Source organism: Novosphingobium flavum, from assembly GCF_014230315.1.
GTDB classification, from domain to species: domain Bacteria; phylum Pseudomonadota; class Alphaproteobacteria; order Sphingomonadales; family Sphingomonadaceae; genus Novosphingobium; species Novosphingobium flavum.
Window position 1 is genome coordinate 389,788 of record NZ_JACLAW010000002.1, and the last position, 12,656, is coordinate 402,443.

Genomic DNA, 12,656 nt, shown 5'->3' on the forward strand with positions numbered 1-12,656 from the left:
CGGCGGCGCGTCAAGCGCCACCGCTCTCCAGATTGATGCAGGTGAGAATTAATGAATCGCGAAATCAGCCCGGGATGGTGGTCTGGGCCTCACGCCCGTCGCCCTGCGGGGCGGCGAGGATGTCGCGGGTCAGTTCGCCCTTGGCGACGGTGTTGGTCTGTTCGTCACCCACTTGCGAGCGGATGCCCGGGGCCGGGGTGCCGGCGCGGCTGACCGCATTCGATTCGACCGGGCTGCGCGGGGCCGAGCCGCCGAACAGGGCGTCGAGCGTCTGCTGCTGGGCGTTGGTCTCGGTCGGGCGGGGGGCGCCGGGCTTGGGCGGGGTCAGCGCGAAATCGGGCGGGATGACCAGCGGGGCCTGGCGCTGCACGGCGAACTCGTCCGGCCGGGCGCGGTGAATCAGCCCGCCGCCAGAGCCGCAACCGGCAAGCGCCGCCGAGGCCGAGGCGAGAATAAGGATCGAGTGCAACTTGCGCATGGTATCAAGCTCTCCGAGGCATCACGCCGTTTGGCTGCCCGTTTCGTCGCGGTGCTTTTCGCGCGAAAGGAACGAGCGGGCAAGGACAATCACCACGCCGATGCTGATCGCGGCATCGGCCAGGTTGAAGATCTGGAAGGGGCGGAATTCGCCGAAATGGAGGTCGGCATAGTCGACCACGTAGCCGAGCCGCGCCCGGTCCAGGATATTGCCGAGCGCGCCGCCCAGCACCATGCCCAGCGCGGCGATCTCGGCCAGCGCCTTCTCGCGCAGCATCCACACCATCACGCCCAGCGCGATAGCCGCGGTCAGCGCCACCAGCGCCCAGCGCGAGCCGTCGCTCCCGGCGGTGAACAGCGAGAAGGAAACGCCGTAGTTCTGGGCCCAGCGCAGGTCGAAGGCCGGGATCAGTTCGATCACCTGCCGCTCGGGCAGGGCGAACGGACCGATCATCAGCGCCTTGACCAACTGGTCAGCCGCGAACACCAGCCCGGCCACGCCGAAACCGGCGGCGCGCCGCGCGCCGGGCGTCATCAGGCCGCGTCCACTTCCGCCACAACATCGTCGCAGCGCTCGCACAGCGCGCCGTCCTCGCTCACCTCGGGGAGGTGGCGCCAGCAGCGGCCGCACTTGTGGTCGGTGGTGGGGGTGATGGTCACCGTATCGCCCTGCCCGCGCGCGACTTTCGCGGTGATGAACAGCTCGGCCAGATCGCCTTCGGGTGCGCCCGCCGGAACGGTCACTTCGGCCGCCAGGCTCGATCCGATCACCTTGTCGCGGCGCAGCGGCTCGATAGCCTCGGTCACTTCGGTGCGTAGCGCGCGCAGGGCGGCGAAACGCTCACCCAGCACCGGATCGAGGAATTCGCCCGGCAGCGCATGCAGCTCTTCCAGATGGATCGACCCACGCTCGGGGAAGCGGCTGGCCCAGACTTCCTCGGCGGTGAAGACTAGCACCGGCGCGCCATAGCGCACCAGCGCCTGGAACAGCAGGTCGAGCACCGTGCGATAGGCGCGCCGCTTCGGATCGGTCGGCGCGTCGCAGTAGAGGCAGTCCTTGCGGATATCGAAGAAGAAGGCGGACAAGTCCTCGTTGCAGAACTCGATCAGGGCGCGGGTATATTCGTTGAAATCGAAGTCCGCGATTGCGCGGCGCAACGTGGCGTCCAGCTCGGCCAGCCGGTGCAGCACATAGCGCTCCAGCTCGGGCATCTCGCCATGGGCCACGCCTTCCGCCGCAAAGTCGAAGCTGTCGAGCGCGCCGAGCAGGTAGCGGAAGGTGTTGCGCAGCTTGCGGTACTGGTCGGCCACGCCCTTGAGGATCTCGTCCCCGATGCGGTGGTCCTCGGTATAGTCGACCGAGAGCGCCCAGAGGCGGACGATGTCGGCGCCGTAAGTCTCCATCACCTTGATCGGGTCGACCGTGTTGCCGAGGCTCTTGGACATCTTCATGCCCTTCGAATCCATCGTGAACCCGTGAGTCAGCACCGCCTTGTACGGCGCCCGGCCGCGCGTCGCGCAGCTTTCCAGCAGCGAGGACTGGAACCAGCCGCGATGCTGGTCCGACCCTTCGAGGTAAAGGTCGGCCGGGGGCTGGGTGTAGCCCGCCGGGCGGAGCAGTTCCGACCAGCGTCCGCTTTCGAGCACGAAGGCATGGGTCGAACCCGAATCGAACCACACGTCGAGAATGTCGGCCACGCGCTCATAGTCGGCGGCGTCATACTTGTCGCCCAGCAGCGCCTGCGCCGCCGCATCGGACCAGGCATCGACGCCCTTTTCGCGCACGGCCGCGACGATCCGGGCATTGACCTCGGCATCGACGAGGTACTGCCCGCTCTTGCGCTCGACAAACAGGGTGATCGGCACGCCCCAGGCGCGCTGGCGCGAAAGCACCCAGTCCGGGCGGCCCTCAACCATCGAGCCGATCCGGTTGCGCCCCTTGTCGGGCACGAAGCGGGTCTCGGCGATGGCGTGGAGCGCAAGGTCACGCAGGGTTTCGCCCTCGCCTTGGCTTGCGCGGATGCCGGCCTCGGTCGCGCAAAGCGCGGTCTGGCGGTCGATCTTCTTGTCCATCGGCACGAACCACTGCGGGGTGCAGCGGAAGATCACCTTGGCCTTCGAGCGCCACGAGTGCGGGTAGCTGTGCTTGTAGTCGGCGCTGGCGGCCAGAAGCCCGCCCGCTTCGCGCAGGGCGGTGCAGATCGGCCCGTCCGGCGCGTTGAACTTCGGGTTGATCACCGAGCCTTCGCCGCCCAGCCACAGCCAGTCGGCGCGGTACTTGCCGTCGCCCTCCACCGCGAAGACCGGGTCGATCCCGTGGGCCTTGCACAGCAGGAAGTCGTCCTCGCCGTGATCCGGCGCCATGTGGACGAGGCCCGTGCCCGATTCGGTGGTAACGAAATCGCCCGGCAGGAACGGACGCGGCTTGGCGAAGAACCCGCCGCATACGCTCATTGGATGCTTGGCAATTGTCCCGGCCAGTTCCGCGCCCTTGAAGCGCTTGGTGACCTCGATCTCCACGCCAGAGATTTTCTCGCCGTCAATCTCGCCAGCTGCTTTCAGGCGACCGACAAATTGTTCGAGCAAAGCCTCAGCGACAACAACAGGGAAGCCGTAAAGACCATCGAACGGGCTATTCGGAACAGCGGCCTTGAGGAATGCCAGCACATACTCAACCTCCGGCCCATAGGCCAAAGCCTGATTGGTCGGGATCGTCCACGGCGTCGTCGTCCAGATCACCGCATGGGCGCCCTTCAGCGCTTCAATCGGCGATTCCACGATCTCAAAGGCGATATCGACCTGCGTCGAGACGATATCCTCGTATTCCACCTCGGCCTCGGCCAGCGCGGTCTTTTCGACCGGGCTCCACATCACCGGCTTGGCCCCGCGATAGAGCTGGCCGCTCGTGGCAAACTTGAGCAGTTCACCGACGATCGTCGCTTCCGCCTGGAAGTCCATCGTCAGATAAGGATTGTCCCAGTCCCCGTTGACGCCGAGGCGCTTCAACTGCTCGCGCTGGGTGTCGACCCACTTCTGGGCATAGGCGCGGCACTCGGCCCTAAACTCGACCGGGTCGACCTCGTCCTTGTTGAGCTTCTTCTTGCGGTAAAGCTCCTCGACCTTCCATTCGATCGGCAGGCCGTGGCAATCCCACCCCGGAACATAGGGCGCGTCCTTGCCGAGCAGGCTCTGCGTGCGCACCACCATGTCCTTGAGGATGTGGTTCAGCGCGTGGCCGACGTGAATGTCGCCGTTCGCATAGGGCGGGCCGTCATGCAGGATGAACTTTTCCCGGCCGCTGCGCGCTTCGCGCAGCTTGCCGTAAAGCCCCTCGCCCAGCCAGCGCGCGAGAATGCCCGGCTCCTTCTGGGGAAGGCCCGCCTTCATCGGAAAATCGGTCTTCGGGAGGAAGACGGTCGAACGGAAATCGCGCTGCTCGGTCATGACCGGCGGGCCTTAGCGGCAGCGGGGGATTCCTGCAAATGCGCGATGCGTTACTCGGCCCGCTTGCGCCGCGCCTCCAGCGCCTTGGCCAACTCCTGCTCCTCCAGCGGCGTGCGCCTGTTGAAGTCCGGGCGCAGGGCCGGGCCGACCGCCCAGATATCCTCGACCATGACATAGCCGGTATAGCTGACCGGGATCGCGCCGATCTGCTCGGGGAGCTGCAGGCCCGCGCCGCCGGGGCCCGTCATCACCACTTTCGCGCCCACATTGGCCATCCGCGCCTGAACCCGGTCAGGCCAGCCGGCAAAGGACCAGGCCTTGTCGCTCGGCACGACCAGCGTCTGGCCCTTGCAAATGGCGGGTGTCAGGCCGAGCCAGCCCTGCCAGCGATAGGCGGCCGAGCATTGCGCGGCGCGGGTGCGGTCCCACAGCCAGGCCTCGGGCCAGGCCTTGCGGATCGGGGCAAGGTCGGCGGCGAGACCGCGAAAGCCGTCGCCCACGGTGAGCGGATCGCGCCTCACCGCGCGCAGCGTTTCCACCAGTTGCGCGCCCGCGCGGGGATCGGCGGGAAGGTCGAACAGCATCGGCTTGTCGGGCAGCAGGGCCAGCACTTCCTCCAGCCGCGGGATCGCGCCCACCGCGCGGCCCCGGAAGGGGAAGGTCTTGCCGCCATCGGCGCTATAGCCATGCCCGGCATCGAGCGCGGCGATTTCGGCCAGCGTATGCTCGCCCACCGTGCCCTGTCCGTCCGTGCGGCAGGACAGGTCTGCGCCGGGCAGGAGGACAAGGTGCCCGTCGCGCGTCACCTGCAGGTCGAGCGTGACCATCTGTGCGCCCATCCGCCCGGCCGCGACCATCCCGCTCTTCGTATCGGCCAGATAGTCGTGCAGCGGCGGCTCGATCGCGGGGCAGGGGCCGCCGCCCGCCGCAACCGGGTGGACGCCGCCGATCGCGACCAGCCGAACCCGGCCCGGCGGCGCATCGGCCAGCCAGCTTGCATTGATGAAGGTCAGGGCCAGGATGGCCAGGGCGCCGAGGAATGCCGCGACCCGCAGCGCCCGGCTCACGCGAGCAGGGCCCTTGCCGCTTCGCAATCCCGCCCGATCTGGGCGATCAGCGCGTCCAGTCCGTCGAATTTCTGTTCGGGCCGGATGTAGTGGTGCAGTTCCACCTCGATCTCCTGTCCGTAAAGGTCGCCGGAAAAAGCGAAGAAATGGGGTTCGAGCAATTCCTTGGGCGGATCGAACATGGGCCGCACGCCCAGATTGGCCACGCCGTCCACCATTTGTCCGCCCGCAAGCCGGCCGCGCACGGCGTAGATGCCGTATTTCGGGCGCAGGTAATGCCACAGCGGCAGGTTGGCGGTGGGATAGCCGATGGTCCGCCCCAACTTGTCGCCGGACTGGACCACGCCGCGAATCGCAAAGGGCCGGGTCAGCAGGCGGCTGGCCTCGGCGCAGTCTCCGGCCTGCAGCGCGTTGCGGATGCGGGTGGAGGAGACCGGCGCGTCTCCATCGAGCACGGGAGGAACCGCGCGCGCGCCGATCCCGAAGCGCGCGCCCGCCTCGGCCAGCGTCGCGGCCGAGCCGCTGCGCCCGCTGCCGAAGGTGAAGTCCTCACCAGTGACCACCCCGGCCAGACCCAGCTTGGCGTGAAGGAACTGCTCGATCCACTGCGGCCCGGTCAGGGCAGCCATTTCGGCATCGAAGGCGATCACCAGCATGGCGTCGGCCCCGGCGGCGGCGAACAGCTCGGCGCGCTGGTCCATCGAGGTCAGGCGAAACCAAGGGGCTTGCGGCACGAAGAAACGGCGCGGGTGCGGCTCGAACGTGGCGAAGATCGCCGGGCGTCGCTCGGCACGGGCCCAGCGGACGGCCTCGGCCACCACGGCCTGGTGGCCCTTGTGCAGCCCGTCGAAATTACCGAGCGCGAGGATGCCGCCGCGCAGCGCCTCGGGAAAAGGCTCGTTGCTGTTGAGGCGGATCATGGCGCGGCGCGCTCCAGCGTCACGAAGGCATAGCCCGGCCGGGTGCCCTCGGCGTCATGTTCCTCGCGGGCAGTCTCGCGCCAGCCTGGCCCAAGCGGCGGCATCACCGTGTCGCCGGCGATCTCGGCATGAACCTCGGTCAGCTCCAGCCGCGCGGCGCGGGGCAGGGCGAGGGCGAAGATCTCCGCTCCGCCGATCACCGCCACCTCGCCTTCGCCCGCCAGGGCGAGCGCCGCATCGAGATCATGCACGACTTCCGCGCCCTCGGCCCGCCATGCCCGGTCGCGGGTCAGGACGATGTGGCGGCGCCCGGGCAGAAGGCCGGGCAGCGAATCGAACGTGCGCCGCCCCATGATCATCGGCCGGCCCATGGTCAGGGCCTTGAACCGCTTGAGGTCGGCCGGGATGTGCCAAGGCAGGGCGCCGTCTACGCCGATCACGCCGTTTCGCGCGGCGGCCACGATCAGGAAAAGCCCGCCCGACATCACGCCAGCAGCAGGCGCGTCACATGGCCCATCTTGCGGCCGGGCCGCGCCGCCGCCTTGCCATAGAGATGCAGGTGATTGGCCGGGTCGGAAAGGATCGCCGGCCAGTCGTGCGCGGCATCGCCGATCAGGTTGTCCATCACCACCCCGCTCGCGGCGAGGCGGGTATCGCCCAGCGGCAAGCCGCAGATCGCGCGAACATGGTTCTCGAACTGGCTGGTGATTGCGCCCTCGATGGTCCAGTGCCCCGAATTGTGGACGCGCGGCGCCATCTCGTTGAACACCGGGCCTTCGTCCGTCGCGAAGAATTCCAGCGTCAGCACGCCGACATAGCCGAGCGCATCGGCCACCTGGCGGGCCAGCGCCCGCGCGGCCGCGACTTCGGCCGAGACGATCGCCGAAGCCGGAATGGTCGACCGCGCGAGAATTCCGCTCTCGTGCACGTTTTCCGCCGAATCCCAGAAGCGCACGTCGCCATCCGGCGCCCGGCACAGGATCACAGAGAACTCGGCGGAGAAGGTGACGAAACCCTCGTAAATCAGGGGCGTGCCGTCCGGCAGGTCAAGCGCCTCGGCCTCCTCGCGTGAGGAAATGCGCCACTGGCCCTTGCCGTCATAGCCGTCGCGCCGGGTCTTGAGGATGCCCGGCGCCCCGATCGCGTCGACCGCGGCGAGCAGGTCCGCCTTGCCGTCCACCGCCATGAACGGGGCCGGGCGTCCGCCCAGCTCGCTGACGAAGGTCTTCTCGCTCAGCCGGTCCTGCGCCACTTCCAGCGCCCGCGCGCCCGGCAGCAGCGGCGTTGCGGCCAGCGCCGCAAGCGGCGCCACCGGCACGTTCTCGAACTCGTAGGTCACCACCGCGCAGTCGGCGGCGAAGCGGGCAAGAGCCTCGGCATCGTCGTATTCGGCCTGGGTGAAGGCGCTGCACACCTCGGCCGCCACCGATTCGGCTTCAGGGGCATAGACATGGCAGCGGTAGCCGAGCTGGGCCGCGGCCATGGCGATCATCCGCCCGAGCTGGCCGCCGCCAAGGATCCCGATCGTCTCTCCGGGCGGAATCATCGTCTCAGCTGGGCCTTTCCGCCACGCTCGCGGTCTGCTTCGCGCGGAAATCCTTGAGCCGTTCGGCAAGGGCCTCGTCGCTCGTCGCCAGGATCGCGGCCGCCAGCAGCCCCGCATTGACCGCGCCGGCTTCGCCGATCGCGAGGGTGCCGACCGGGATTCCGGCGGGCATCTGCACGATCGAGAGCAGACTGTCCTGCCCCGAAAGCGCGCGCGACTGCACCGGCACGCCCAGCACCGGCAAGTGCGTGAGGCTGGCGACCATGCCCGGCAGGTGCGCCGCGCCGCCGGCCCCGGCGATGATCACCTTGAAGCCGTCGTCCGCCGCGCCCTTGGCGAAGTCAAACAGGCGCTCGGGTGTGCGGTGGGCCGAGACAATCCGCACGTCGGTCTCGACGCCCAGTTTCTCCAGCACCTCGGCGCCGCCCTTCATCGTCGCCCAGTCGGACTGGCTGCCCATGACGATAGCAACCGGCGCGCCCATCTCAGCGCTCCGACAGGTAGTAGCGCTCGAGCGCGACGAGGTTCTCGTCAAGCTCGAAGACGATCGGCTGGCCGGTCGGGATTTCCAGCCCGGTGATGTCGGCATCGGCGATGTTCGACAGGTGCTTGACCAGCGCCCGCAGCGAATTGCCGTGCGCCGCGATCAGCACGGTCTCCCCCGCGCGCAGTTCAGGGGCGATCGCCGCTTCGTAATAGGGCAGGACTCGGGCGATCGTGTCCTTCAGGCTCTCGGTATTGGGAATGGCGATTCCGGCATAGCGTGCGTCGCCGCCAAGGTCGTACTGGCTGCCGGCTTCGAGCACCGGCGGCGGAATGTCGAACGAACGGCGCCAGATCTTGACCTGCTCGTCGCCGTGCCTTGCCGCCGTCTCGGCCTTGTCGAGCCCGGTCAGCCCGCCATAGTGCCGCTCGTTGAGCCGCCAGTCCTTGGTTTCCGGGATCCACAGGCGGCCCGCCGCCTCGAGGGCGAAATGCAGGGTCCTGATCGCGCGGGTCTGGATCGAGGTGAACGCCACCGTCGGCAGCACGCCCTTTTCGGCCAACAGTTGACCCGCGGCGATGGCTTCGGCCTCGCCCTGCGCGGTCAGGTCGACGTCCCACCAGCCGGTGAAGCGGTTTTCGAGGTTCCACTGGCTCTGGCCATGGCGAACAAGAATCAAGCGCGGCACGGGTATCCAGGCTCCCTGTCGGTCTATCGATAAAGTCGGCTGCCCCTAGCGGCTGGGGCTCTGTTTGGGAAGGGGCGCGCCCGATTCGCCGTCGGTTTCGGAGGCATCCGGGTCGCCCGCGTCCTCTCCGGCGCCCATTGCGCGGGCCTGGGCCTTCCTGCGCCGCAGGTTCTCGCGCAGTTTCGCCGCCAGCCGCTCCTCGCGGCTCATCTCGCTGTGTCCGCCCATTGCCACTCCCTGCCAAGCCGATCCGGCGCAGGCAAGTGGCGGACTTCATTTCCGCCGCTTGACAAACCCGCCACCCCCAGCCAATAGCGCCGCCTCGCCCAGAGGTACGGCCTCTACGGCGCGGCGGAAATGGTGTGCTGCTGTAGCTCAGTGGTAGAGCGCATCCTTGGTAAGGCTGAGGTCGGGAGTTCAATCCTCCCCAGCAGCACCATTTCCCGCCCGGTTTCGACGAACCGGCCTCCAAAGGCGTCCGCATGACGGAACGCCCTTTGTTTTCAGCCATTTGGATCTCGTACCCCGTGCAATTGCACCAAGGAGAGATCATCATGAGCATCGAAGGCAAGGCCAAGGAAGCCGCCGGCTATCTCAAGGAAGAAGCCTACGAACACGGCAAGTCTGCGGAAAGCCGGCAGAAGGCCCAGGAAGGCCGCGACCTGCGCAATGAGGGCCGCATTGAAGACGGCAAGGCACCCAAGACCGCCAAGCCCGGCACCGGGGCCTGAATCTTCCTTCATCAACGCCGCAAGGGGCGCCGTTCCATCCGGGACGGCGCCCATCTTGCATCTGCGAGCGCAATCCGGAACCAGCCTTGTGTCTCGCCGGTTGAATGGCGATGACCACGCTCACGCCTGACAGCCGCTGGCTGCACCTCGCCTTCGATTCCTGGCTGCTCGCTTGCGACGCCGCCCTGGTGATCTGGCTCCGTTTGGGCCGGCTCGCGCTGATGGACAAGGCGGCCCTTGCCGAAGGCGAACTGATGGTCGGCGAAAAGCTCGAAGCCGTCTGGCAGCTGCAATGGCGGGCTCTGACCGGCCAGCTCGGCACCAGCCAGCCGGCCATCGCCCGCCGCAGCGTGGCGCACTACCGCCGAAAAGTCACCGCCAATCGGCGGCGCCTTGGCGCCTAGGCCGTAAACTCACAAACGGCGCGACTGAGGTTTGAGGCAAAAGGGCCGAGGCGACGCTGCGATCGGCCCTTTTGGTCAAATCCCTCCGGGACGCGGAAATGGCTTCCATCTCGGCCAAACCCGCCCTTGGAAAGGCAACCAGCCTTCCCGGCGGGCGGCTTCGCCCGATATGTCAGCCATTTCGGCGCCTCAGCCGCGCCGTTTATGAGTTTACGGCCTAGATCGCGCTGACGAAGGCGGCGAGGTATTCGGCCAGCGCCTTGCGTGCAGCCTCGTCGACCAGATTGCCATCCCCGTCGAACAGTTTGCCCGCGTGGCTGACATAGTGCTTGCGGCCGAACCACGGCCGCGTGCCGAGCGTGCGCAGCACCGGCAGCCAGGCTTCCTGCGCGAGGATCGTGCCGAACCCGCCCGGCGATGCGCCGACCAGAGCCGCTGCCTTGCCGGCAAAGACCCGCGCCGAATCCGCCGGGGGCCGGCTCATCCAGTCGATCGCGTTCTTGAGCACGCCGGGCAGCGAATTGTTGTATTCGGGCGTGGCCAGAAGCAGTCCGTCCGCCCCGGCCAGCGCCTCCTTGAGCACGGCCACGCTGTCCGGCACGCCGATTGCGGCCTCCTCGTCGGCGTCGTAGAGCGGCACACTGCGGATCGAATGGACCTCGAGGGTCGAACCCTCCGGCATCAGTTCCGCCGCCGCGCGCAGCAGGCCCGAATTGTAGGAGCCTGCCCTGAGCGAGCCGCCGATTCCGATCAGTCTTGCCATGATTCAGGCCCTCAAGTCCGCCCATTCCGGATGACGCCGGAACTGCGCCTCGACAAAGGAGCAGCGCGGCTCGATCTTGTAGCCCTTCTCACGCGCATCGGCCACCAGCCTCTCGACCAGCCGCCGGGCGATGCCGCGCCCTTCCAGCGGGCGCGGGACCAGCGTGTGATTGGCCGAACGCACCGGCCCGTCGGGGCCGTCATGCTCGGTCCACGTCATGCGGCTGATCGCCTCGCTGCCGGCCACTTTCGCATGATATTCGCCCGCGCGGCCCTGATCGATCGCCACGATCTCGATCTCCAGCGCCTTGTTGCCGTTGCTCGCATTCATTGCCTTGCTGCTCCTGTCTACGCCAAAGCGCGGTCTTGACCCCGCGCCCGCCTTGGGCAATCCGCCAGCAGGTCATGCCGTTCCCCGCCCCTGACGAAACGCCCGCCGTCCCCGTTCAGGGCCGGCTGGTCGCGGCCTTCGTGCTGGTCGCCCTGATCTGGGGATCGACCTGGTTCGTTATCAAGGACCAGGTCAGCGCCGTGCCTCCGGGCTGGACCATCACCTGGCGCTTTGCCGTCGCCACCGCCGGCTGCTTCCTGCTCGCCCTCGCCCGGCGCGACGCCCTGCGCCTGCCGCCCGGCGCGCAGCGCCTCGCCGTGTTGGTCGGGCTTTTCCAGTTCTGCGGCAATTTTCAGTTCGTCTACCGCGCGGAGCAGCACATCACCTCGGGCATCGTCGCCGTGCTCTATGCCCTCCTGATGGTCCCCAACGCGGTGCTCGCCCGGATCTTCCTTGGCCAGAAGCTGACCGGGCGCTTCCTCGCCGGCTCGGCCGTCGCGCTTGGCGGGATCGCCCTGCTCCTCGCGCATGAACTGCGCGTAGCCCCGGTCCAGTCCGCCGCCCTGCTCGGCATCGGCTTCACCCTCCTAGGCCTCACCTGCGCCTCGCTGGTCAACGTGATGCAGGGCGCCCGCACCGTGCGCGCCGTCCCCGCCGTGCCGATGCTGGCCTGGGCCATGCTCTGGGGCACGCTGATCGACGCGGTCCTCGCCCTCGCGCTCGACGGCGCCCCGCGCTTCGATCCCCGCCCGGCCTACTGGGGCGGGGTGCTTTATCTGGGGCTCGTCGGCTCGGTCCTGACCTTCCCGCTCTATTTCGAGCTGATCCGCCGCTGGGGTGCCGGCCGCGCCGCCTACAACGGGGTCGCCACCCCGGTAATCGCCATGCTGCTGTCCACCCTGTTCGAGGGCTACCGCTGGACCGCGCTGGCGGTTGGCGGATCGCTTCTTGCGCTGGCCGGGTTGCTGGTGGCCCTGTCGGGGCGGGAAAAGGCCTGAGATCACTCGCCCTCAAGAATTGCCCGCAGCCCTGCGCGGTAATCCGCAAATCTTGGCGCCCAGCCGAGCACGCGCTTGGCCTTGCCGTTCGCCACGCGGCGGTTCTCCGCATAGAAGGCCCGCGCCATGGGCGAGAGACCGGCCTCGTCGAGCGTCATCAACGGGGGCTGGGGCAGCCGAAGCAAGCGGCAGGCCTCCTCGATCACCGCGTTCTGCGAACAGGGCGCATCGTCGGCAAGATTGTAGGCCCCGGCCGGCCCCTCCAGCGCCGCCAGCACCCCGCTGGCGATATCCTCCACGTGGACCCGGCTGAACACCTGCCCGGCAAGGTCGATCCGGTGGGCCTTGCCCTCGCGCGCCCGGTCCAGCGCGCTGCGGCCCGGGCCGTAGATCCCCGGCAGGCGCAGCACCCGCGCCCCGCGCGCCAGCCAGTCCGCATCGCAGTCCGCCCGCGCGGTGCGGCGGCCGCGCCCGACCGGCGCGCTCTCGTCGACCCAGGCCCCACCCGCATCGCCGTAGACCCCGGTCGAGGAGAGATAGCCCAGCCACGGCTGGCGCAGCGCATCGCCATAGCGCTCCAGCACCGGGTCCAGCCCCTCGCCCGATGGGGGCGCCGAGGACAGCACGGCCTCGGCATCGGCCAGGGCCATGCGCACAGTCCCCTCGTCGTCGAACGCGAGCGTGCCGGCCCGTCCCGTGGAAACCACTTCCCAACCGCGCGTTTCGAGGGCCCGGGCGATGAAACCCGCCGAATACCCCAGCCCGAAGATGACCATCCGCTTCATCCGGTCATGGTCACAGGTA

At 68.3% G+C, this 12,656-nt stretch carries 16 protein-coding genes and 1 tRNA gene; 4 read left to right on the plus strand and 13 right to left on the minus strand.

The features are described from left to right. Positions 1-64: 64 nt before the first annotated feature. The 10 genes from H7F51_RS03840 to H7F51_RS03885 are packed head-to-tail and all read right to left on the minus strand — an operon-like array spanning position 65 to position 8,854. Positions 65-478 (minus strand): DUF3035 domain-containing protein, encoded by a 414-nt coding sequence (locus H7F51_RS03840; protein ID WP_185662886.1) that lies wholly within the window; start codon positions 476-478, stop codon positions 65-67. Between the two features lie 21 nt (positions 479-499). Beyond that, a complete protein-coding gene (gene lspA, locus H7F51_RS03845) occupies positions 500-1,012 on the minus strand; it encodes a signal peptidase II (protein WP_185662887.1) in 513 nt (170 codons plus the stop codon). Further along, positions 1,012-3,921, minus strand: coding sequence for an isoleucine--tRNA ligase (ileS, locus tag H7F51_RS03850; RefSeq protein ID WP_185662888.1), 2,910 nt, complete (start codon positions 3,919-3,921; stop codon positions 1,012-1,014). Before ileS ends, lspA begins: the two co-directional genes overlap by 1 nt. 50 nt (positions 3,922-3,971) lie before the next feature. Next, positions 3,972-4,988 (minus strand): glycerophosphodiester phosphodiesterase family protein, encoded by a 1,017-nt coding sequence (locus H7F51_RS03855; RefSeq protein ID WP_185662889.1) that lies wholly within the window; start codon positions 4,986-4,988, stop codon positions 3,972-3,974. Beyond that, positions 4,985-5,908 (minus strand): bifunctional riboflavin kinase/FAD synthetase, encoded by a 924-nt coding sequence (locus H7F51_RS03860; RefSeq protein WP_185662890.1) that lies wholly within the window; start codon positions 5,906-5,908, stop codon positions 4,985-4,987. Before H7F51_RS03860 ends, H7F51_RS03855 begins: the two co-directional genes overlap by 4 nt. Next, positions 5,905-6,393, minus strand: a complete 489-nt coding sequence (locus H7F51_RS03865; RefSeq protein ID WP_185662891.1) for a dihydrofolate reductase — start codon at positions 6,391-6,393, stop codon at positions 5,905-5,907. Before H7F51_RS03865 ends, H7F51_RS03860 begins: the two co-directional genes overlap by 4 nt. Continuing rightward, positions 6,393-7,454, minus strand: coding sequence for a 5-(carboxyamino)imidazole ribonucleotide synthase (locus H7F51_RS03870; protein ID WP_185662892.1), 1,062 nt, complete (start codon positions 7,452-7,454; stop codon positions 6,393-6,395). The genes H7F51_RS03865 and H7F51_RS03870 overlap by 1 nt, the downstream gene beginning before the upstream one ends. A gap of 4 nt (positions 7,455-7,458) precedes the next feature. Next, positions 7,459-7,938 (minus strand): 5-(carboxyamino)imidazole ribonucleotide mutase, encoded by a 480-nt coding sequence (purE, locus tag H7F51_RS03875; RefSeq protein ID WP_185662893.1) that lies wholly within the window; start codon positions 7,936-7,938, stop codon positions 7,459-7,461. Between the two features lies 1 nt (position 7,939). Next, positions 7,940-8,626, minus strand: a complete 687-nt coding sequence (gpmA, locus tag H7F51_RS03880; protein ID WP_185662894.1) for a 2,3-diphosphoglycerate-dependent phosphoglycerate mutase — start codon at positions 8,624-8,626, stop codon at positions 7,940-7,942. Positions 8,627-8,671: 45 nt separating this feature from the next. Then, positions 8,672-8,854 carry a hypothetical protein gene (locus tag H7F51_RS03885; protein ID WP_185662963.1) on the minus strand — a complete coding sequence of 61 codons (183 nt, stop codon included), beginning with the start codon at positions 8,852-8,854 and terminating at the stop codon, positions 8,672-8,674. A 136-nt stretch (positions 8,855-8,990) separates the two neighbouring features. On the opposite strand from H7F51_RS03885, the gene H7F51_RS03890 reads away from it, so the two are divergent. The 3 genes from H7F51_RS03890 (at position 8,991) to H7F51_RS03900 (ending at position 9,761) form a co-directional block, all read left to right on the plus strand. Beyond that, positions 8,991-9,065 (plus strand) — tRNA-Thr (locus H7F51_RS03890). 115 nt (positions 9,066-9,180) lie between these two features. After that, positions 9,181-9,357, plus strand: coding sequence for a hypothetical protein (locus tag H7F51_RS03895; RefSeq protein ID WP_221773979.1), 177 nt, complete (start codon positions 9,181-9,183; stop codon positions 9,355-9,357). 110 nt (positions 9,358-9,467) lie between these two features. Further along, positions 9,468-9,761 (plus strand): hypothetical protein, encoded by a 294-nt coding sequence (locus tag H7F51_RS03900; RefSeq protein WP_185662895.1) that lies wholly within the window; start codon positions 9,468-9,470, stop codon positions 9,759-9,761. 217 nt (positions 9,762-9,978) lie between these two features. On the opposite strand, the gene H7F51_RS03905 is transcribed toward H7F51_RS03900, so the two are convergent. Beyond that, positions 9,979-10,524: an NADPH-dependent FMN reductase gene (locus H7F51_RS03905; RefSeq protein ID WP_185662896.1), complete on the minus strand. Its 546-nt coding sequence runs from the start codon at positions 10,522-10,524 to the stop codon at positions 9,979-9,981. A 3-nt stretch (positions 10,525-10,527) separates the two neighbouring features. Beyond that, a complete protein-coding gene (locus H7F51_RS03910; protein ID WP_185662897.1) occupies positions 10,528-10,854 on the minus strand; it encodes a GNAT family N-acetyltransferase in 327 nt (108 codons plus the stop codon). 35 nt (positions 10,855-10,889) lie between these two features. On the opposite strand from H7F51_RS03910, the gene H7F51_RS03915 reads away from it, so the two are divergent. Further along, complete coding sequence (locus H7F51_RS03915; protein WP_246447708.1) at positions 10,890-11,852, plus strand: DMT family transporter; 963 nt, start codon at positions 10,890-10,892, stop codon at positions 11,850-11,852. 2 nt (positions 11,853-11,854) lie between these two features. Here H7F51_RS03915 and H7F51_RS03920 read toward each other — a convergent pair whose 3' ends face one another. Next, entirely contained in the window at positions 11,855-12,637 is a 783-nt protein-coding gene (locus tag H7F51_RS03920; protein WP_185662960.1) for a Rossmann-fold NAD(P)-binding domain-containing protein, read from the minus strand. Positions 12,638-12,656 lie beyond the last annotated feature (19 nt).

Bases quoted from the DNA above. Each gene is read 5' to 3' on its own strand.
- H7F51_RS03840 (WP_185662886.1), bottom strand. From the start codon at position 478: ATGCGCAAGTTGCACTCGATCCTTATTCTCGCCTCGGCCTCGGCGGCG.
- lspA (WP_185662887.1), bottom strand. From the start codon at position 1,012: ATGACGCCCGGCGCGCGGCGCGCCGCCGGTTTCGGCGTGGCCGGGCTG.
- ileS (WP_185662888.1), bottom strand. From the start codon at position 3,921: ATGACCGAGCAGCGCGATTTCCGTTCGACCGTCTTCCTCCCGAAGACC.
- H7F51_RS03860 (WP_185662890.1), bottom strand. From the start codon at position 5,908: ATGATCCGCCTCAACAGCAACGAGCCTTTTCCCGAGGCGCTGCGCGGC.
- H7F51_RS03865 (WP_185662891.1), bottom strand. From the start codon at position 6,393: ATGTCGGGCGGGCTTTTCCTGATCGTGGCCGCCGCGCGAAACGGCGTG.
- H7F51_RS03870 (WP_185662892.1), bottom strand. From the start codon at position 7,454: ATGATTCCGCCCGGAGAGACGATCGGGATCCTTGGCGGCGGCCAGCTC.
- purE (WP_185662893.1), bottom strand. From the start codon at position 7,938: ATGGGCGCGCCGGTTGCTATCGTCATGGGCAGCCAGTCCGACTGGGCG.
- H7F51_RS03885 (WP_185662963.1), bottom strand. From the start codon at position 8,854: ATGGGCGGACACAGCGAGATGAGCCGCGAGGAGCGGCTGGCGGCGAAA.
- H7F51_RS03895 (WP_221773979.1), top strand. From the start codon at position 9,181: ATGAGCATCGAAGGCAAGGCCAAGGAAGCCGCCGGCTATCTCAAGGAA.
- H7F51_RS03900 (WP_185662895.1), top strand. From the start codon at position 9,468: ATGACCACGCTCACGCCTGACAGCCGCTGGCTGCACCTCGCCTTCGAT.
- H7F51_RS03905 (WP_185662896.1), bottom strand. From the start codon at position 10,524: ATGGCAAGACTGATCGGAATCGGCGGCTCGCTCAGGGCAGGCTCCTAC.
- H7F51_RS03910 (WP_185662897.1), bottom strand. From the start codon at position 10,854: ATGAATGCGAGCAACGGCAACAAGGCGCTGGAGATCGAGATCGTGGCG.
- H7F51_RS03920 (WP_185662960.1), bottom strand. From the start codon at position 12,637: ATGAAGCGGATGGTCATCTTCGGGCTGGGGTATTCGGCGGGTTTCATC.